This window comes from Streptomyces sp. NPDC104226 (assembly GCF_055584085.1).
This window is the reverse complement of record NZ_JBVJMS010000002.1, coordinates 371,254-390,585: the sequence shown is the minus strand read 5'-3', so window position 1 is coordinate 390,585 and position 19,332 is coordinate 371,254. Positions and strand designations below refer to the sequence as shown.

At 72.2% G+C, this 19,332-nt stretch carries 19 protein-coding genes; 7 read left to right on the top strand and 12 right to left on the bottom strand.

Annotation, left to right across the window (positions count from 1 at the left end; translation table 11 throughout):
* Positions 1-4: 4 nt before the first annotated feature.
* The 7 genes from ACZ60J_RS07085 to ACZ60J_RS07055 form a co-directional block, all read right to left on the bottom strand.
* The gene (locus tag ACZ60J_RS07085) at positions 5-1,513 is read right to left on the bottom strand and encodes an oligosaccharide flippase family protein (protein ID WP_469679426.1); all 1,509 of its coding nucleotides are present in this window, start codon (positions 1,511-1,513) and stop codon (positions 5-7) included.
* Positions 1,510-2,268: a YveK family protein gene (locus tag ACZ60J_RS07080; RefSeq protein WP_469679425.1), complete on the bottom strand. Its 759-nt coding sequence runs from the start codon at positions 2,266-2,268 to the stop codon at positions 1,510-1,512. Before ACZ60J_RS07080 ends, ACZ60J_RS07085 begins: the two co-directional genes overlap by 4 nt.
* Before the next feature lie 93 nt (positions 2,269-2,361).
* Positions 2,362-3,489, bottom strand: a complete 1,128-nt coding sequence (gene wecB, locus ACZ60J_RS07075; protein WP_469679424.1) for a non-hydrolyzing UDP-N-acetylglucosamine 2-epimerase — start codon at positions 3,487-3,489, stop codon at positions 2,362-2,364.
* Between the two features lie 4 nt (positions 3,490-3,493).
* The gene (locus ACZ60J_RS07070) at positions 3,494-4,750 is read right to left on the bottom strand and encodes a nucleotide sugar dehydrogenase (RefSeq protein WP_469679423.1); all 1,257 of its coding nucleotides are present in this window, start codon (positions 4,748-4,750) and stop codon (positions 3,494-3,496) included.
* A complete protein-coding gene (locus ACZ60J_RS07065) occupies positions 4,750-5,529 on the bottom strand; it encodes a WecB/TagA/CpsF family glycosyltransferase (protein WP_469679422.1) in 780 nt (259 codons plus the stop codon). Before ACZ60J_RS07065 ends, ACZ60J_RS07070 begins: the two co-directional genes overlap by 1 nt.
* Entirely contained in the window at positions 5,526-6,695 is a 1,170-nt protein-coding gene (locus ACZ60J_RS07060) for a hypothetical protein (RefSeq protein ID WP_469679421.1), read from the bottom strand. The genes ACZ60J_RS07065 and ACZ60J_RS07060 overlap by 4 nt, the downstream gene beginning before the upstream one ends.
* 436 nt (positions 6,696-7,131) lie before the next feature.
* Positions 7,132-7,731: an acyltransferase gene (locus ACZ60J_RS07055; RefSeq protein WP_469679420.1), complete on the bottom strand. Its 600-nt coding sequence runs from the start codon at positions 7,729-7,731 to the stop codon at positions 7,132-7,134.
* Positions 7,732-8,070: 339 nt separating this feature from the next.
* Here ACZ60J_RS07055 and ACZ60J_RS07050 point away from each other — a divergent pair, with 339 nt between their 5' ends.
* Positions 8,071-9,579 (top strand): cellulose binding domain-containing protein, encoded by a 1,509-nt coding sequence (locus tag ACZ60J_RS07050; RefSeq protein ID WP_469679419.1) that lies wholly within the window; start codon positions 8,071-8,073, stop codon positions 9,577-9,579.
* Between the two features lie 27 nt (positions 9,580-9,606).
* Here ACZ60J_RS07050 and helR read toward each other — a convergent pair whose 3' ends face one another.
* Positions 9,607-11,772 (bottom strand): RNA polymerase recycling motor ATPase HelR, encoded by a 2,166-nt coding sequence (gene helR / locus ACZ60J_RS07045; protein ID WP_469679418.1) that lies wholly within the window; start codon positions 11,770-11,772, stop codon positions 9,607-9,609.
* A gap of 246 nt (positions 11,773-12,018) precedes the next feature.
* Between helR and ACZ60J_RS07040 the strand changes: the two genes are divergently transcribed.
* Both ACZ60J_RS07040 and ACZ60J_RS07035 read left to right on the top strand, forming a co-directional pair.
* Positions 12,019-13,050: a helix-turn-helix domain-containing protein gene (locus ACZ60J_RS07040; RefSeq protein ID WP_469679417.1), complete on the top strand. Its 1,032-nt coding sequence runs from the start codon at positions 12,019-12,021 to the stop codon at positions 13,048-13,050.
* A gap of 124 nt (positions 13,051-13,174) precedes the next feature.
* Positions 13,175-13,708 (top strand): rhodanese-like domain-containing protein, encoded by a 534-nt coding sequence (locus ACZ60J_RS07035; protein WP_469679416.1) that lies wholly within the window; start codon positions 13,175-13,177, stop codon positions 13,706-13,708.
* Positions 13,709-13,737: 29 nt separating this feature from the next.
* Here ACZ60J_RS07035 and ACZ60J_RS07030 read toward each other — a convergent pair whose 3' ends face one another.
* From ACZ60J_RS07030 to ACZ60J_RS07020, 3 genes are read right to left on the bottom strand one after another with little or no spacing between them, the layout of a single operon-like run.
* Positions 13,738-14,571, bottom strand: a complete 834-nt coding sequence (locus tag ACZ60J_RS07030; RefSeq protein ID WP_469679415.1) for a class I SAM-dependent methyltransferase — start codon at positions 14,569-14,571, stop codon at positions 13,738-13,740.
* Positions 14,572-14,578: 7 nt separating this feature from the next.
* Positions 14,579-14,950, bottom strand: a complete 372-nt coding sequence (locus ACZ60J_RS07025) for an ArsR/SmtB family transcription factor (RefSeq protein WP_469679414.1) — start codon at positions 14,948-14,950, stop codon at positions 14,579-14,581.
* Complete coding sequence (locus tag ACZ60J_RS07020; RefSeq protein ID WP_469679413.1) at positions 14,947-15,393, bottom strand: SRPBCC domain-containing protein; 447 nt, start codon at positions 15,391-15,393, stop codon at positions 14,947-14,949. The genes ACZ60J_RS07025 and ACZ60J_RS07020 overlap by 4 nt, the downstream gene beginning before the upstream one ends.
* Before the next feature lie 126 nt (positions 15,394-15,519).
* Between ACZ60J_RS07020 and ACZ60J_RS07015 the strand changes: the two genes are divergently transcribed.
* From ACZ60J_RS07015 to ACZ60J_RS07000, 4 genes are all read left to right on the top strand, one after another.
* Positions 15,520-15,885, top strand: coding sequence for an iron chaperone (locus tag ACZ60J_RS07015; protein ID WP_469679412.1), 366 nt, complete (start codon positions 15,520-15,522; stop codon positions 15,883-15,885).
* A 164-nt stretch (positions 15,886-16,049) separates the two neighbouring features.
* Entirely contained in the window at positions 16,050-17,021 is a 972-nt protein-coding gene (locus ACZ60J_RS07010) for an RNA polymerase sigma-70 factor (RefSeq protein WP_469679411.1), read from the top strand.
* 50 nt (positions 17,022-17,071) lie between these two features.
* Positions 17,072-17,689: a hypothetical protein gene (locus ACZ60J_RS07005; protein WP_469679410.1), complete on the top strand. Its 618-nt coding sequence runs from the start codon at positions 17,072-17,074 to the stop codon at positions 17,687-17,689.
* Positions 17,690-17,850: 161 nt separating this feature from the next.
* The gene (locus ACZ60J_RS07000; protein ID WP_469679409.1) at positions 17,851-18,630 is read left to right on the top strand and encodes a VOC family protein; all 780 of its coding nucleotides are present in this window, start codon (positions 17,851-17,853) and stop codon (positions 18,628-18,630) included.
* Positions 18,631-18,705: 75 nt separating this feature from the next.
* Here ACZ60J_RS07000 and ACZ60J_RS06995 read toward each other — a convergent pair whose 3' ends face one another.
* The gene (locus ACZ60J_RS06995; protein WP_469679408.1) at positions 18,706-19,290 is read right to left on the bottom strand and encodes a TMEM165/GDT1 family protein; all 585 of its coding nucleotides are present in this window, start codon (positions 19,288-19,290) and stop codon (positions 18,706-18,708) included.
* Positions 19,291-19,332: the final 42 nt, after the last annotated feature.

Here is a 19,332-nt window from a genome sequence, read left to right as displayed (position 1 = left end):
GGTGTCATTCCTTGATCGTCGTGGACGCGGCGGCCGGTGCGGTGCCGCGGAGGAACCCGAGGCTGGGCAGGACGCACACGGCATAGCACAGGGTGGCGGCGGCCGAGGTCGCCAGGAGCGCGAGTACGCTGTCGCCCAGGACCTGCTCCAGGCCGAGAACGGCACCCGCCATCACGGCCCCGCCGAGCAGGGGCCAGGCGCAGGCGCGCGCCACGATGCCCAGCCGGACACCGCCGCGGTGCAGCGCGACGAGGTACACCGGCACCACGACGCCCCCGGCGACCAGGACCTGGCCCTGGGACACCCCGGCGATCCCGCCGGTGCGGGCGCCGGCCACGAGGACCGGGACCAGAAGGAGGAGCCACAGGGCCTGTACGGCGATCAGCGAGCGGCGTCGCCCGATGGCCACCAGACAGTCGTAGGCGAGTTCGGAGCCGATGCGGATCAGGCCGAGGAGCATCAGCCAGGGCAGTGCACGGGCTGCGGGCTCCCAGCGTTCCCCGTAGACGAGCACCACGATCGGTCCCGCGAGGCCGGCCAGCAGCACGCAGAGCGGGACGGTGACCGTCACCAGGACGCCGAGGGCCCGGCCGAATCCGTCGGCCAGTGCCTTGGGGGACTCGGCCAGTCGGGAGAACCCGGCGAAGGAGACCCGGCGGGCCGCCTCGGAGACGATCCGTACGGGCCAGCCGGAGATGTTGAACGCGAGGACGTAGAAGCCGAGGGCCAGCTGGTCCAGAGTCGAACCCACCACCATCGGCGGCACGTTCGCGACGCCGAGGGCGAGCAGGCTGGCTCCGGCGAGCGGCAGCCCGAACCCGAGCAGGGCCCGGGCCTGCTCCCGGTCCCAGCCGAACCGCAGGGTGCCCGGGGCCGCGAGGCAGCAGCCCACGAGCGCGCCCGCGCTGCCGACGACGGCGCCCCAGGCGAAGCTCATCGCGCCCCAGCCCTGCATCGCCAGGAGCAGGGTCACCGTGGTGCTGAGCACGAAGTTGACCGCGTCGACGGCCATCCGCCGGCCCTGCGCGAACGCACGGGTGAGGAAGCCGGCGGGTACCTGCGACAGGCCGTCGAGCACCACGACCAGGCACATCACCCGCAGGACACCGGAGGCCTCGGGCGAGCCGAGCACACCGGCCACTGCCGGGGCGAGCGCGAACAGCAGCGCGTAGAGCAGGCCGCTGGAGGCGGCGCTCAGGGTCAGGACCGTCGGGGCGAAGCGGCGCGGGTCGCCCTCCCAGCGCACGATGGCCAGGGAGACCCCGAGCTCGTTCGCGGAGAGCAGGACGAGCAGGACCGTCTGGGCGATGCCGTAGACGCCCCAGGCTTCGGGACCGAGGAAGAAGCGGGCGAGGACGATGCCCATGGCGAAGTTGCCCAGGCGCATCACCATGGTGTTGACCAGGCTCCACCGGGCGGCGGACCCCACCTTGCGGCCCAGGGAGTGCGTTTCGGGCGATTCCTCGGTGCCGGTGCCGGTGCCGGTGCCGGTGTCCGTGGCGGGAGTGGTCACTTCGATGCCTTGGAGCGGAAGGCGGACGGGGGCAGGACCTTGAGCGCCATGGTGGCCGTGGGGTCCACCGGGTCCGTGAGGTCAGCGGGATCCGAACCGGAGTCCTCTGGCGGACCGGGCTCGGACGGAACGGGCTTGCGCCGGCCGGGCTTGTCGGCCTTGCGGCGCCGGGCCTCGACGAAGAAGGTGGCCACCAGGCTGAGGACGAAGCCCAGCAGCGCCGCCATGACCAGGTACTGGAGCCGGGTCTTCGTCTGCGCCTCCGGCTTCTGCGGCGGCACGATCGTCGCCATCCGGATCATCGCCTCTGGGGTCACCGACTGCTGCGCCTGGAACTCCAGGAGCCGCTTCTCGGCGTACGCGGTGAAGATCTTGTCGGACTCCAGGACGGCGGCCGGGTCGGTCCCGGTGACGCTCAGCCACATGAAGGGCCCCTGGGCGTTGTCGGCGATCTTCGCCTCGTACACGCCGGTGACTCCCTTGGCCTTGAGGTCGGCCTTGGAGTCGTCGGAATTGAGGTTGCGGGCCAGCCCGTCGGCCATGCCGGTGAGCGAGGCCTGGGTGCTGAGGAACGGGTTGCCGTCGAAGGCGACCGTCGCCTTCTTCGAGTTCAGGAGGGTCACGGTGCTCTGCGACACGTACTCCACCGGAACCAGCAGGTACACGCCGGTGATGAGCGCGGCCGTGAGCAGCAGCCCGGGCAGCAGCACGTACCAGCGCCTGCGCATGACCCGCCAGATCTCCGCGAGGTCCATCAGCCTTCTTTCGATCCAGGTGGAACAGGGGTGGAAACGGTGCCGTGGCCGGAAGGGTCCGCCGTGGCGCGGCGGACCCTTCCGGCCACGGCGCTAGCCGACGGGCGCGGTGCCCGGGACCAGGTCGGTGGGTCGCGGCCGGGTCGCCGCGCTCCCGCCCTCCAGGAGCACCTGCGCGATGCGCTCGCTCGCGCGGCCGTCCCACAGCTCGGGGCAGCGGGGCGCGGGCGGATCGTCGAGCACCCGGTGCACCGTGGCCGTGATGCGGTCCGGGTCGGTGCCCGCCAGGACGTTGGTGCCCTGCTCGACGGTGATCGGGCGCTCGGTGTTCTCCCGGAGGGTCACACAGGGCACGCCGAGCGCCGTGGTCTCCTCCTGGACGCCCCCGGAGTCGGTGAGCACCACGCGGGCGGAGTCCTGCAGGGCGATGAAATCGAGGTATCCGGCGGCCGGCACCAGCCGGATGCCGCCGGGGACGCCGATCTCGGCCAGCCGTGCTGCCGCCCGCGGGTGCACGGGCAGCAGCAGCGGGCAGCGGCCCGCGATCTCGCCCAGCGCCTTGAGCAGCCCGCGCAGGGCGTCCGGATCGTCCACGTTGGCCGGCCGGTGCAGGGTGACCAGGCCGTACCCGCCGCGGGTGAGCCCGTAGCGGTCGAGGACGTCGGAGCGCCGGGCCCGGTCCAGGTTGGAGAACAGGGTGTCGATCATGACGTTGCCCACGACGTGGATCTGGTCCTCCCGGTACCCCTCCGACCGCAGGTTCGCGGCGGCGTCGGGCGAGGGGGCCAGCAGGTAGTCGCTGATCCGGTCGGTGGCGACCCGGTTGACCTCCTCGGGCATGCTCCAGTCCCGGCTGCGCAGCCCCGCCTCCACGTGGGCCAGCAGCGGCCCGGCCTTCGCGGTGGCCAGGGCGCAGGCCAGGGTGGAGTTGATGTCCCCGACCACCACGACGGCGTCCGGGACCAGTTCCTCGAGCAGCGGCTCGAAGGCCTCCATCACCCGGCCGGTCTGCTGGGCGTGGCTGCCGGATCCGGCTCCCAGGTAGCGGTCGGGGGAGCGGATGCCGAGGTCGCGGAAGAAGACGTCGTTCATGGACTCGTCGTAGTGCTGGCCGGTGTGGACGAGGACGACCTCGGCGCCGCGGCGCTCCAGCGCGTCCATCACCGGTTTGATCTTCATGTAGTTGGGCCGGGCCCCGGCCACGCAGACGATCCTGGTCATGGAGTCAGAGCACCTCCACCGTGGGCCCCGACAGCCGGTTGCGGCAGTCGAGGATCAGCGAGGCGTGCTCGGTGATCATCGGGTAGTCGAAGGAGTCGTGGTCCGTGAGCAGGACGACCACGTCGGCTGCGGCCAGCTCCTTGCGGGTCGGCTCCACCCGCGAGAGGCGGGCGTCGACCTTGATGCCCTCCACCACGTGGGGGTCGGCCGCGCGCACCTTGGCGCCCATGTCCAGGAGCAGCTGGGAGACGCGTACGGCGGGAGACTCCCGGGCGTCGCCGGTGTTCTTCTTGTACGCCAGTCCCAGGAGCAGGATCCGGGAGCCGTTGACCGAGCGGCGCTTGGCGTTGAGCGCGTCCATGACGCGGCGCGCCACGTACTCGGGCATGTGGCTGTTGATGTCGTTGGCCAGCTCCACGAACCGGAAGTTCTGGCCGAGTTCGCGCTGCACCCGCCACGAGAGGTACGAGGGGTCGATGGGCAGGCAGTGCCCGCCGACTCCGGGACCCGGGGTGAACTTCATGAAGCCGAACGGCTTGCTGGAGGCGGCCTCGATGGTCTGCCACACGTCGATGTCGAGGTGGCGGGCGAACATGGCTATCTCGTTGACCAGGGCGATGTTCACGTGCCGGAAGGTGTTCTCCAGCAGCTTCGCCAGTTCGGCCTCCTTGGGGGAGCGCACCGGCACCGTGGTGTCGACGAGGCCCGCGTAGAAGCTCTCCACGGCCTTGAGCGAGAGGCCGTTGACGCCGGACACCACCTTCGGGGTCTGCTGGAAGCCCCACACCTTGTTGCCCGGGTCGATGCGTTCCGGGCTGTAGCCGAGGTGGAAGTCCGCTCCGGCGGTGAGGCCGGAGCCGTCCTCCAGGATCGGGCCGAACAGCTCCTCGGTGGTGCCGGGGTAGGTGGTCGACTCCAGTACGACGGTGGCTCCCGGCCGCAGGAACCGCGCCAGGGTGTGCGCGGACTCCTCGATGTAGCGCAGGTCGGGGGCACCGTCCTGCAAGGGGGTCGGGACGGTGACGACCGCGACGTCGAAGCCGCCGCAGTCCCGGGCCTGGTCACTGGCCTGGTACGTACCCAGTTCCAGCGCCTTGGCCAGCCGCGCGGAGGAGACGTCCTCCACGTACGACTCGCCGGCGGCGAGGCTCTTGACCCGCCGGGCGTCCACGTCGTAACCGACCACCTGGTGCCCGACCTCGGCGGCCCTGATGGCCAGCGGAAGGCCGACGTATCCCTGTCCCACGACGACGACGCGCATCAGTGACTCCTGTTCGCGGAACCGGAAGGCGGTGTGGACGGTGTGCGACGGATGAGTTCGCGGACCGTCATGAGGAGGAAAGCGGCATTGGTGGTGAGGTAGCGCTTGCCCAGGCGGCGCGGTTCCTGGAGGGTCCGGTAGAACCATTCGAGCCCCATCCGCTGCCAGAGCAGGGGGGCGCGCTTGGTGATGCCGGCCAGGATGTCGAAGGAGCCGCCCACGCCGTGCACCACGTCGGCGCCGGTGCGCTTGCCGTAGCCGGCGGTGAAGATCTCCTTCTTGGGCGAGGTCATGCCGAGGAACAGCATCCGGGCCCCGCTCGCGGCCACGGCGTCGGCGATCTCGCCCTGCCCGGAGTCCTCGAAGTAGCCGTTGCGGCTCCCCGCCACGTTCAGGGCGGGGAACCGCTCGGAGATCCGCCCGAGCATGATGTCCAGTACGTCCTGCCGGGCGCCGAGCAGGTAGACGGGGATCCCGGCGGTCTCCGCCGCGGCCAGCAGCCGCATGAACAGGTCGATTCCCGCGACCCGTTCGGGCAGCCGGACCCCCAGGACGCGACCGGCCCAGACCACGGCCTGGCCGTCGGCCAGGACGAGGTCGCAGCCGGCGACCGCCGCGGCCAGGCGGGGGTCGCGGCGCATGTTGACCAGTTTGGCCGCGTTGACCATGCCGATCTCGATCTGCTCACCGCGCTGGACGGCGTCGAGGCAGCGCCGGACCGTCTCGTCCATGGTCAGGGGGTCGAGCGCCACCCCGAAGAGGGACTGTCTGTGCTTCATCTCCCGAGCCCCCCGAGCCAGGCGTGGAGCATCCAGCCGAACTCGTAGGGCCTGCACTCGCGGTCCACCGCCAGGGGGCGGAAGATCCGGTCGAGCGGGGCCAGCCGGGCGCGCGGGGCGACCCGGGTGGTGAGTCCGCGGGCGGCGCGCACGGCCTTGGCGGGGTCGCCGCGGTAGACCTTGCGCCAGGTGACCCCGAAATCCTCGCGGATCATGGGCTCGCGCGGCACGCCGTCGGGCCCGCTGATCTCGGGCACCTCCGTCATCCAGCGCAGACCCCGGCGGATCTCGGGTCCGAAGTCGGTGCCGCCCGCCTCGGCCAGGTCGAAGAGGGCCGTCGGCGCCATGGCGTGCTGGTGCACGCTGTAGACGGGGTACCCCTCCACCACGCCGCCCGTGCGGGCGTCGTAGTGCCACCACCACTGTCCGCCGTCCCCCTGCAGGGCGCAGATCCGGGCGGCGCAGGCGTCGGCGGCCGCGAGGGCCTCCGGGTCGGGGGCGCTGGCGTGCAGCCGGGCCAGTGCCTGGAGCGGATAGGTCTGGTCGGCGAAGCAGGCCACGTGGGAGCGGTACCCCGGAACCAGCCCGGGCGCGGTGGCGTGAGGGAACAGCGGGCCGTCCCCGATCCGGGCCGCCAGCAGGCGGTCGCGGGCGGCCGCCAGCCGGTACTCGACGTCCACCGAGGCACGGGCCGCGGTGAGGGCGGACAGCACCCAGGCGGCTTCCACGGTGTACTGCGGACGTCCGGGGACGTCCAGTTCGGCCACCCGCGCCACGGCGTCCGCGAGCTTGGGATGGCCGGTCTCGGCCGCCGCCCACGTGATGAGCGCGGCGTCGCCGAGGTTCGTCACCGCGGGCAGCCGCTCCACCAGCAGGGACGTGAACTCCGCGGCGCTACGTCCGTCGAAGAGTGCGCGCTGGCGTTCCTCGGGGAGGAAGCGCGCTCCCAGCGCGGTGATGGCCGCGTACCGGGTGCTCGTGCCGCGCCGTTCCATGCGCCTCGCGCCTTCGGGGGAGACGGTCCCCACCCGCGTGAAGACGAAGGTCTCCGCTCCCGGCAGGTACATCTCGGGCAGCCCCGCCTCGGCCAGCGCGAGCAGCCGCTCGGCGAGGGCGTGCAGCGACGGGTCCTCGTCGGCCAGTGCTGCTAATCGTCTGGCGGTCACCGGGTCCCCACCTCGGTCTCCCGCATGCCCTGCCGGCTTTGTATGTCCGAGCTGTAGCCGTACTGCTCCAACACACCTACCCCCTCTGAAAAATCGTTCCTAGGACAGACCCGGCGGCCGTCGTCCAGTGGAGGGGACTGCGCATGACGCTGCGCGTGCCAACGGTGTGATCCCCCCGATGGCACGAGCGTTCCGGGTCCGCTGGATCCCCCTCCAGCGAAGTCCCGGATCCGGGCGCGCGCGGACGGCGGCGGACGGGCGCATGGAACTGCGCCGTCCGTCATCCTGTCCGCGATTGCCCTCGTCGTGTACAACCCCCCACTGAACACAGCCTGTTGCCTGCTCAGATCCCGTGTACAGGGACAAGGTATGCCCAAGGGTGTTCATTGATTGTGGTTTTGAGGAAATGCCATTGACCCAAATTGCCGACGTTGCGTCAGGTGCGCTCGGCCAGGGTTCCGTCGGTCTCGTCGTGCAGGGCTCCCGTGGTCGGGCACTCCCATACGCCCGGCTCGCCGTCGCGTTCCTGCAGGCGCACCCCGGCCCGGCCCACCCAGCCGATGCGCCGGGCCGGTACGCCGGCCACGAGCGCGAAGTCGGGTACGTCCCGGGACACGACCGCGCCGGCCGCGACCAGCGCCCACCGCCCGATCCGCACCCCCGCCACGCACACCGAACGGGCCCCCAGGGAGGCTCCCTCGGCCACGACGACCCCGGCCGCCTCCCAGTCGCCGCCGCGCTTCTGCCGGCCGTCGGGGTCGACGGCCCGCGGGTAGAAGTCGTTGGTGAGCACCGCGGCCGGGCCGATGAACACCCCGTCGCCGAGTTCGGCGGGCTCGTACACGAGGGCGTAGTTCTGCAGTTTGACGTTGTCGCCGATCCGTACGCCGGGGCCGACGTACGCGCCGCGTCCCACGATGCAGTCGCGGCCGAGCCTGGCCTCCTCCCGCACCTGCGCCAGATCCCAGATCGTGGTCCCCTCGCCGAGTTCGGCGGTCTCGTCGACCTGGGAGGAGGGTTGAATTCGGACACTCACGGGGCGGTCCCCTTACGGCTCGCGAGGTGTTCGGACGCAGCCCGCGCGGACGTACGCCACAGGGGCGTGCGTCGCGTCGAGGTACGCCGCATTGAGGTACGGAGGGAGCATATGCGGCATCGGCCGTGTGTGCCCCGAAGATCAACCGACTGTTCACGGAGTGGACTTGAGGGTTCCCCGCCCGGAGGTCCGGCCCGCCGCCTTAAGGTCGCCCGATCGCTTCCTTAAGTGGAACCTAAGGTTCGCCATGGCCGCCCCGAATCGATCAAATGTCCGTTTCCGGGCGGCTAGCGTGCTGCCGCACCCCGAACTCCCCGGCAATACAGAGGCAGGCACGCGATGGGCAGCACGACCGGTCACCGGCGCAGGACGAGCACGAAGGCCAAGGCCGCGGGCGGTGCGGCGGTGGCGGTGCTGATCGCAGCCGCGGCCTTCGCCTTCACGGGTACGGCCCAGGCCGCCTCGGTCGGCGCGGTGTACACGAAGTCGAGTTCCTGGAGCGGCGGTTACACCGGAACCTACGTGATCACCAACAACACGACCCGGACCCAGCCCGGTTGGACCCTGGAGTTCGACCTGCCCGCCGGCACGACGGTCGCCTCCCTGTGGAACGGCTCGCACACGGTCAGCGGCCGCCACGTCACCGTGAAACCGGCGGCATGGAACAAGGAGCTGGCCGCGGGCGCCTCCGTCACGATCGGCTTCGTCACGAGCGCGAGCGGAAACCCGGGCAACCCGACGGCCTGCCGCATCAACGGGGCCAAGTGCTCGGCGGACCCGGGCCCGACGCCCCCGCCCGGAGGCCGCCCCACCACCGTCCCGACGGGCGCCCCGACGGCGGCGCCGACGGCCGGTACGAGCGCTCCCGCGACCCCCACCGGGCACCCGACGAAGCCCGCCCCGCCCACCGCGACGGCCACCGCCACGACCCCGCCGCCGACCGGGAACCCGGCCGGCGGCGCGCGCTTCGCGCCGTACGTGGACACCTCCCTCCACCCGGCCTACGACCTGCTCGACACGGCGGCCAGGACCGGCGTCAAGGAGTTCCACCTCGCCTTCATCACCTCCGGCGGCGCCTGCGCCCCGCTGTGGGGCGGGGTCACCGCGCTCGCGGACGACAAGGTCGCCGCGCAGATCGGCGCCCTGCGGGCCAAGGGCGGCGACGTGCGCGTCTCCTTCGGCGGAGCCGCCGGCCACGAACTGGCCCTGAACTGCGGCTCCGCGCAGGAACTCGCCGCCGCCTACGGCAAGGTCGTCGACCAGTACCGGCTGACCAAGGTCGACTTCGACATCGAGGGCGCGGCCCTGCCCGACACCGCCGCCAACACCCGCCGCGCGCAGGCCATCGCCCTGCTGCAGGCCTCCCACCCGGGACTCGACGTGGCCTTCACGCTGCCGGTGATGCCCGAGGGGCTCACCCAGCCGGGCGTGGCCCTGTTGGCGGACGCGAAGAAGGCCGGCGTGCGCATCCACGGCGTCAACATCATGGCCATGGACTACGGACCCGCCTACAGCGGCGACATGGGCCGGTACGCGATCCAGGCCGCCACGGCCACGCAGGCCCAGATCAAGGGCGTACTGGGCCTCACCGACGCGGCGGCCTGGAAGGCCGTGGCCGTCACGCCGATGATCGGCGTCAACGACGTCACGACCGAGATCTTCACCGTCGCCGACGCCACCCAGCTCGTGGAGTTCGCGAGCGAGAAGGGAATCGGCAGGCTGGCGATGTGGTCCGCGACCCGCGACCGGCAGTGCCCGGCCGGAGCCGTGAACTACGCCGACGCGACGTGCAGTTCGATCCTCCAGCAGCCCCTCGCCTTCACCAGGGCCTTCGGAGCCCTGCGCTAGTCAGCTCAGGTGCTCGTCCCGAGCTCCTCACGAGCTCCTGAGGATGACCAGGCGCTGGGTCGCGCGGGTCATCGCGACGTAGCGGTCGACGGCGCCTTCGACGCCCTCGCCGAAGGCCTCCGGGTCGATGAGGACGACCAGGTCGAATTCGAGTCCCTTCGACAGGGTGGGCGTCAGCACGCGGACGCGGGAGCTCCCCGGGAACGTGCCGTCGTCGACGCCGTCGGCGGCGATGACGCAGGCGACCCCGTCGGCGTGGGTGTCGAGCCATTCGGCGAGGAGCGCGGACAGGTCCGCGGTGCGCCCGTGCGTGACGGGGATGCCGCTGCTGCGGACGGAGGTCGGTACGTTCGCGTCGGGAAGCGCGGCGCGGATGGCCGGCTCCGCCTCGGCCATGACCTCCTCGGGCGTACGGTAGTTGACGCTCAGGGAGGCCATGGTGATCCGGTCGACCCCGGCCCGCTCGAGCCGCTCCCGCCACGACTCGGTGAACCCGTGCCGGGCCTGCGCGCGGTCGCCGACGATGGTGAAGCTCCGCGACGGGCAGCGGGCCAGCAGCATCTGCCATTCCGCATCGGTCAGTTCCTGCGCCTCGTCCACGACGATGTGGGCGAACGGGCCCGCGAGCAGGTCGGGTTCGGCGCCGGGCAGCGCGTCCCCGTCGATCAGGGCGTCCTGCAGATCGCGTCCCCTCAGCATCCCCACCGCGCCCTGGCTCTCGTCGATCTCGGAGTCCTGGAGCAGCCGGTCGATGACCTCGGACCGGCGCGCCCGCTCGGCGGCGACGGCTGCCTCGTGCCGGCGCTTGCGCACGGAGGCTTCGGCGTCGCCGAGCCGCTGCCGGGCCGCGTCCAGGATCGGCAGGTCCGACACCGTCCAGGCCTGGGCGTCGGCACGCTGGAGGAGGGACACGTCCTCGGGTCCGAGCCACGGAGCGCACTTGCGCAGGTAGGCGGGCACCGACCAGAGGTCTCCGACGAGCTCGCCCGCATCGAGCATCGGCCAGGCGCGGTTGAGGGTGGTGATGAACTCCCGGTCCTGGAGCAGCGAACGGCGCAGCAGCTGGGGCGGGACGTCGCTGTCGTCCTGGTCCATCAGGATCGTGAGCAGCTCCTCCAGGATCTGGTCGCGCGCTTCGTTGTGCGGGGTACCCGGTTCCACCGCCCCGAACGCGGCGGCCCAGTCGTCGGGACCGAGCCAGAGGTCCGACCAGTGGCTGGAGACCGTCGTCCCTTCGGTGGGCGGCTCCTCGTAGATGCGCACCGCGTCCTCGACCGCCTTCACCAGGCCGGCGGAGGACTTGAGGAGGGCCACACGCGGATCGGCCTCGACCGAGGCCGCGGCCCCCTCGGTGACGAGGTCGCGCAGGGTGCACGTCTGGACGCCCTCCTCTCCCAGGCTGGGCAGCACGTCCGAGACGTAGGCCAGGTAGGGCCGGCTCGGGCCGACGAACAGCACGCCGCCGCGCCGGTGGCCCAGCCGGGGGTCGGAATAGAGCAGGTGGGCGGTGCGGTGCAGGGCGACGACGGTCTTGCCCGTGCCGGGACCGCCGTCGACGACGAGGGCGCCCCGGGAGCCGGCCCGGATGATGGCGTCCTGGTCGGTCTGGATGGTGGCGAGCACGTCGCGCATCCGGGCCGACCGGTTGCCGCCCAGGCTCGCGATGAACGCGGACTGGTCGTCGAGCGCGGCACGCCCTTCGAGCCCGTCCGCGCTGAACACCTCGTCCCAGTAGTCGCTGATCCGCCCGCGGGTCCAGCGGTACCTGCGGCGGCTCGCCAGGCCCATCGGGGAGGCGTGCGTCGCCGCGAAGAAGGGCTCGGCCGCGGGGGAGCGCCAGTCCAGCAGCAGCCGGTTGCCCGCGCTGTCTGTGAGGCCGAGGCGGCCGATGTACACGGGCTCGGAGCCGTCGGCGGGGACGATGTGCCCCAGGCACAGGTCCAGCCCGAAGCGGCGCAGGGTGCGCAGCCGGCTGGTCAGCCGGTGGATCTCCGCGTCGCGGTCCATCGCCTCCCGGCCGATGCCGCCGGGAGCCCTGCGCGTGGCCTCCAGGCGGTCGGCCAGTTCGGCGATCGTCTGCTCCAGGCAGTGCGAGACGGCCGCGAAGTGCCGTTCGTCGCCGGAGATCAGCGCCGGGTCGGCCTTGGGGGAGAGGTGGTCGGGAAGTTCGAACGCACTGGTGGTGGTCGCCACCGCCTCGACGGAACCGTGTGATCCAAGAGCTGACATATCGGAACGCACTGAGTGAATCTCCCATTTTTCGGCAAGTTCTGGCCTAGGTCCGCGATTTTGCCCCAGGCCGGGGGCCTTGCCGCAAGCCCCCCAGTGCGCTATATGTTGTACATGGCAAGGAGTGCGTATCCCTCCTTGCCGCTCTCCCCGCACTTCGCGCCCCCCTCCTCCACCCGCCCGGTGGGGACGGCTGGCTACAGTACGGCCATGACTTCCCAGGCCGTACCCCTTCACCTGACGAAGCCGGCCCCGGCCCATGTGGTGGCCGTACTCGCCTTCGACGGAATGGCACCCTTCGAACTGGGCGTGGTGGTCGAGGTGTTCGGTCTCGCCCGCCCCGAGCTGGGGGACCTGCCCTGGTACGAGCTGCGGGTCTGCTCGGCGGAACCCGGCCGGGACCTGCGCGTGGTGGGCGGGTTCACCCTCCGTGCCGAGCACGGGCTCGACGCCCTCTCCGCCGCGGACACCGTGATCATCCCCGGAGTCTCCCCGGCGGGCGGCACCATCGCACCCGCGCTGGTCGACGCCCTGCTCAAGGCCCACGCCCGGGGTGCCCGCCTGGTCTCCATCTGCTCGGGTGCCTTCGCGCTCGCCGCGACCGGTCTCCTCGACGGCCGCCGGGCCACCACCCACTGGCGCTACGCCCGCACCCTCGCGGAGCGCCATCCCGCGGTCGAGGTCGACGCGGACGTCCTCTACGTCGACAACGGCGACGTCCTGACCAGCGCGGGCAGCGCCGCCGGCATCGACCTCTGCCTCTACCTGGTCCGCGCAGACCACGGCGCCGCCGTCGCCAACACCGTGGCCCGACGCTTCGTCGTCCCGCCCCATCGCGAGGGCGGCCAGGCCCAGTTCATCGAGGCGGCCGTGGGAGAGATCGGACCCGACGGCGCCGACGACGGGATCTCGCGGAGCATGGCCTGGGCCCTCCAGCGGCTGTACGGTCCGCTCTCGGTCCCGGCCCTGGCGCGCGCGGCGAACATGTCCGAGCGGTCCTACCTCCGCCACTTCACCCGCCGCAACGGTGTGAGCCCGATCCGCTGGGTGGTCTCCCAGCGGATCGCCGCGAGCCTGCCGTTGTTGGAGTCGGGCGAGGGAACGGTGGACGAGGTGGCCGCGGCGGTCGGCTTCGACTCCACCGCGACGTACCGCCACCACTTCACCCGGCAGATGCGGACGACGCCGACGGCCTACCGGAAGGCGTTCGTCAGGGTCACCGCACCCCTGGCGGGATCTTGACGAGTGGCGGCGTTTACGCCACTCGTCGCGGAGGCGGCAGAGCCAGAGGATGGAGTCATCGCCGCAAGGGAGTCCACCCGGCCGGCGAGCCCCCCGCCCTCCGCCCCGTACAAGGAGCTCCCCGATGTCCGTGACCGCCTCGTCCGTCGCCGCCGCCTCGACCACCCTGACCGCCTCGACCGCCCGGTCCGCCGAGCCCACCAGCGCCGTGCTCTCCGTCCCCGCCGCCGCTCCGGGCGTCGCGGCGGCCCACTACGCCGCGCGGCTCGCCTTCGAGGCGGACGTCTCGGACGTACGGGCCGACCTGCTCTCCGGTGTCCCCGGACTGGTGGTGGTCGACTCCCGCAGCGAGGCCGCCTGGGACCAGGGCCACATCCCGGGGGCGCTGCACCTTCCGACCGCGCGGATCGCGGAGCTGGCGCCGGCGCTGATCGACCCGGCGCTGACGGTGGTCACCTACTGCTGGGGCCCCGGCTGCAACGGCGCCACGCGCGCCGCGCTGGCCTTCGCCCGCCTGGGCTACCAGGTCAAGGAGATGCTCGGCGGATTCGAGTACTGGGTCCGCGAGGGCTTCGCCTTCGAGACCGCCCAGGGCACCGACCAGCGCGCCATCGACGACCTGACCGCCCCGCGCTCGGGCATCTCCTGCGCCTGCTGAGCAGAAGGTGGCGGCACTGCTCCGCGCCCTCAGACGGCCAGCGCGGTGGTGATCACCAGCGGGGGCGCGGCCCGCTCCGCCGCCCAGGTGCGGCCGGCGGCGAGGTCCGGGTCGACGAGACCGGGGAGGCCGAGTGCCTCGTCCACCGTCGGGCGGTGCTGGACGAGGTCCGCGAAGCCGGCCCGCTCCAGGAGGGCCGGGTAGAAGTCCACGGGCCAGGCGTGGTTGGGCATCGTCTGCCAGCTGCCGTCCGTGCGCCGGAGCCGTACGGGCAGCTCGTCGCCCGGGCCGTACGTGCCACCCGGGTCGCCGATGCTCAGCGAGGCGTACTCCCTCCCGCTGCACGCGGGATCGGTGGCCAGCAGGACGAACGGGCCGCCGGGCCGCAGGATCCTGCGGATCTCCCGGAACACCGTGAGCACCACCTCCTCGGTGGGCAGTGAGGCGAGGACGTGGCTGCACATCACGGCGTCGGCGCTGCCGTCGGCCAGGCAGGCCGCCCGCCCGTCCGTGACCAGGTGGTACTCGGCGACCGCCGTGCCCGAGCCGCGGGCCAGCGCGAGCATCTCGGGGGAGGTGTCCACCCCCAGCACCTTGGCTCCGAGCCGACGGGCCGCGCGGTCGGCCACCTTGCCCGGACCGCACCCGTAGTCCACCAGGACGGATCCGCCGCCGACCCACCGGGCCAGGCTCCGGAAGACGAAGGGATACCCGAGCAGCCAGTCCGTGGCCGCCTCCACCGCGGCGAAGGCCCGCGCGCCCTCCGGCCCGGACCAGGCGACGGGCTCCTGCCCGCCGCCGCGGTCCGCGCCGCCCGCCCCGGCCCGTGCGTCCCGTCCGCTTTCTTCTGGCCAGTCGCTCACGGTTCCACTATCGGCCCGTGGAGCCCTGGCCCGCATCCCGCTCCGCCGCCTCGGCGATCCGTTTGACGGCCGCGAGCCGCCGGTCCCAGTCGGCGGCGAGGGTGGCCATCCACCGGGCCGTCGTGTCCAGGGCGGCGGGACGCACGGTGTACCGGACCTCGCGTCCGACCCGGCTGCCGGAGACCAGCCCGGCGGCGTCCAGGACGGCCAGGTGCTTGACCACCGCCTGCCGGGAGACGGGCAGCCCCTCGGCAAGGGTGGTCGCGGTGACCTCTCCGTGTGCGGCGAGCAGGCCGAGCAGCTTGCGCCGGGTCGGGTCGGCCAGCGCGACGAGGACCTGGTCGACGGCCTCGTCGGCGCCGGGGTGTTCTGCGCTCACGCGGCCGGTTGTTCGGCGCGCTTCTTGAAGGCGTCGAGCACTTGCGGCCAGCCGCCGGTGTTGTCCTTCAGGGCCTTGTCGCGGAGCTCCTCGGACCCCTCCAGGGCCGCGAACCCGCTCTCCACGACGCGGAGCCGCGTCTTGTCGCCCTCGCGGCTCAGCGTGAACTCCACCAGGGTGCTGTTGCCGTCGCGCAGCTCCTGCCCGGGGAAGGCGCTGGCCCACCGGTACGCCAGGTAGGTCGGAGGGTCGACCTTCTCCACCCGTACAGGGAACTCGCCGTACTCGCTGTTCTTCGCCACGATCGACTCCCCTTCCCGGGCCACCGTGCCGGCCAGGCTCCCCTCGTCGGCCACCCAGAAGCCGGGCTGGGCCACCAGGGACCAGACCCGGTCCAGGGAGGCCTCGATCAGGGTGTCGCGTTCGATCCGGTCCGCGTTCATCAGGGACTCCTTCGTCGCAAGCCGTCGAATGATTCAGTGCAACTCCAGAGTTGCACGTCGCTTCGCATCCCGCAACCTTAGGGTTGCGCGAGGACGGGCCGTACGGGTTCCTCTAGGCTCGGACCCATGGTGCAGAGCCGGGCGGAGAACGTGGACGCATACCTCGCCGAGGTCCCCGAGGAGCGCAGGGAGGCGCTGACCCGGCTGCGTGAGCTGTGCCGTACCGAACTGCGCGGATTCACCGAAGCGATGGCGTACGGGATGCCCGTGTACGCGCGCGAAGGCGCCGGGGAGATCGCCTTCGCGAGCCAGAAGCAGTACGTGGCCTTCTACCTGATGCGCGACGAGGTCCGCGAGGCCTTCGCGGAGCGGCTCGCGGGCCACGACATGGGCAAGTCCTGCCTGCGGTTCCGCACGCCGGAGAAGATCGACTTCGCGCTCCTGAAGGACCTGCTGCGGGCCACGGCCGCCGTGCCCGGGAAGACCGGCTGACCGTCGCGGCCCGAGCCGCCGGGACTCCGAAAGGCGAGTTCCCCGTACAACCCCTCATGGCCGTCGCGGGTCTTGTGTCCGAAACCTCGAAGCACCCGCCGTCGAACAGAACGCTTGAGTCGACCGGCATGTGCCCCGATCATGAGTCGAACCGTGAGTCGATCATGAACGGATCCGAACCGCCGGACGATCGGCGGCACTTGACGGGAAGAGAAACAACCGTGGACATACCTCCCTCGCAGACGCCCGAGACGGCGACCGACACCTTCGTCGCCCACCGCAACCTGCTCTTCACCGTCGCCTACGAGATGCTCGGATCGGCGGCCGACGCCGAGGACGTGCTGCAGGAGACCTGGCTGCGCTGGGCGGGCGTCGACCTCGACACGGTCGACGACCGGCGCGCCTACCTGGTGCGGATCACCACCCGCCAGGCGCTGAACCGGCTGCGCACCATGAGCCGCCGCAAGGAGGCCTACGTCGGCCAGTGGCTGCCGGAACCGCTGCTCACCACGCCGGACGTGGCCGAGGACGTGGAACTGGCCGAGAGCATGTCGATGGCGATGATGCTGGTCCTGGAGACCCTCGGGCCGACCGAGCGGGCCGTCTTCGTGCTCCGCGAGGTGTTCGGCCTCGACTACGAGGAGATCGCCACCGCCGTCGACAAGACGCCGGCGGCCGTCCGGCAGATCGCCCACCGGTCCCGCAAGCACGTCGACGCGCGCCGCCCCCGCCAGGCGGTCTCCGCGAGCGAGGCGCGGGTGGCCGTCGAGTTGTTCCAGCGGGCCTTCGAAACCGGGGACCTGCAGGGCCTCCTCGACGTGCTCGCCCCCGAGGTCGTCTACATGGGCGACGGCGGCGGCATCAAGCACGCCGCACTGCGGCCGGTCGTCGGCGCCCTCCACGTGGCCCGCCTGTTCACCGGCATGACGGGCAAGGCCGGCAAAGCCGGAATCGGCCTCTCCTTCACTCCGACCATGGTCAACGGCACCCCGGCCCTGGCCGTCCACGTGGACGGAGAGCTCGACGGAGTCATCGCCGTCCGCGTCGAGGCCGCACGCATCAGCGGCCTCTACTTCGTCCGCAACCCGGAGAAGCTGTCCCACGTCGACACCGAGACCACGCCCACCCTGCGGTGAGCCCCGGGCGGCACGTGCCCGGCGGGGGAGCGGCTGGCAGCATGTCACCCATGCCCTCCCCCTCCCCGGAGCACGAGCCCGCACCCGCAGGACCGGTCCGCCACCAGGACCACGGCACATGGCTGGCCGGGTTCACCGGCCGGGTGCTCGTGGTCTGCCCGCGGTGCGGCGGCCGGGCGCTGGTCCTGCCGCGGCCCGGCCTCCCGGAGCCCAAGTACGTCAGCGCCCTGCTCTTCCAGCCCCGCCGGCTCGCCTGCGCGGGCTGCGGGGCCCTCGCCGACTGGTCGGCGCAGGAGCGCGGCACCGCCCTGGTCGGGGTCTCGGTCGGCGGCACCGAGGACCCCTTCTTCCGGCGCCCGCTCTGGCTGCAGACCCGCTGTGCGGGACGGATCCTGTGGGCCTACGACGAGGAGCACGTCGAAGCACTCGCCGCCTACGTGGGCGCCCGGCTGCGCGAGCGGCACACCTCGCCGACGCTGTCGATGTTCGCCCGGCTCCCCGCCTGGATGAAGTCCGCGGCACGCCGTGACGAGGTACTGGCCGGGCTGGAGACCCTGCGGATCCTCGCCGGGCTCTCGGCCCCGGCCGACCGCTCCGACGCGGCCCACGACCGGGGCGACCGCCCGCGCCACCAGGGCAGCGTGCTGTTCCGCGGCGGCCCCTACTAGGACCTGGCCGGTGCCCGGCCGGTGGGCCGCGGGGGTACGCACCGGCCGAATGCGGTGCGCCGGGGGGACCCGTACGTGTGGCGCTGGGAGGGGATGCCGGGGTGAGGGGCCACTCTGCGGGTACCTCGCATCCGACACCCCCATCGCAGGAGGACACCACCATGCTCGGTACCGACTACCGCACCGGCTCGCCCAACTGGATCGACCTCGGGAGCCCCGACATCCCCCGGGCCGCCGCCTTCTACCGGGCCGTCTTCGGCTGGGAGTTCCACCTGCTCGGGCCCGAGACCGGCGGGTACGGGTTCTTCCAGGTGGACGGGAAGACCGTCGCCGCGGTCGGGCAGCTCGACCCGGGGGCGAGCTCCGCGTGGACCGTGTACTTCCGGACCGACGACGCGGAGGCCACCACCCGGGGTGTGCGCGAGGGCGGGGGCGCCGTACGCGTCGAGCCGATGGACGTGATGGGAGAGGGGTGGCTCGCGCAGTACACCGACCAGCAGGGCGCCGACTTCGCCGTCTGGCAGCCGGGCCGTACCCCGGGTCTGGAGCTGACCGCGGCCGACAACGCGCTGTGCTGGGTCGAACTGCACGTACCGGACCCGATGGCGGCGCTGGGCTTCTACGGAGCCCTCTTCGGGACGCGCGCCCAGCCGATGGAGGCGCCCGGCATGACCTACCAGGTGCTCAGCACCGCGGACGGGGACCAGGAGGACGGGTCCTTCGGAGGGGTCGCACCGCTGATGGAGGGGGAGCGGGACGCCCGCTGGGTGCCGTACTTCGCGGTCGCGGACGTGGACGCCGTGGTGAGCACCGCGCGCACCGGCGGCGGCACGGTGCTGATGCCGGGCGCGGACGTGCCCGACGTCGGGCGGATCGCCTGGCTGGCGGACCCGAGCGGGGCGGTCTTCGCCCTGCTCAAGGCCGCGCCGCGGGGCGAGTGACCCCACGGGCCGGCCCGGCCCGGCCCGTCTGCCGGACGAGCCGGACGAGCCGGACCAGCCGGATGAGGCGGAGGATCAGCCGGTGAAGGCTTCGACGAGCGTCCAGACGGCCAGCACGGCCATGCACAGGGCGCCGAAGCGCTGAACCGTCTTGAGGGGGACCCGCTTGGCGATGAACCGGCCCACGACGAGGGCGAGGGCGGACACCGACATGAGGGCTGCCGCCGAGCCGATGGCGGTGGACAGCCAGCCGTTGGTGGCGGCGAGGTTGGCGGTCGTGATCTGCGTCAGGTCGCCCCACTCGCCGATGAAGACGGCCATGAACGCCGTGGTGAAGACGGGCCAGAAGCCGGTGACGGCCTTGGCCGCCGAGTCCGCCTCGTCGTCGTCGGCGCCGGAGCGCATCATGACGACGGCGCCGAAGGCGAACAGGGCGGCGGAGGTGAGCTTGACGGCCATGTTCGGCAGCATGCCGATCAGGCTTCCGGCGCCGACCGCGATGGCCACGTGGACGATGAACGCGGTGGAGGTGCCGAACCACACGTACAGCGGCCGCATCCGGGTGCCCATGGCCAGCGAGGCGAACATGGTCTTGTCGGGGAGCTCGGCGAGGAAGATCAGACCGAAGGCGGTGAAGATCGCCACGGGGTCGAGAGCCATTCCGGGTGCTGCTTTCTGCTGGTGCCGGGCTCTGATGGCTCG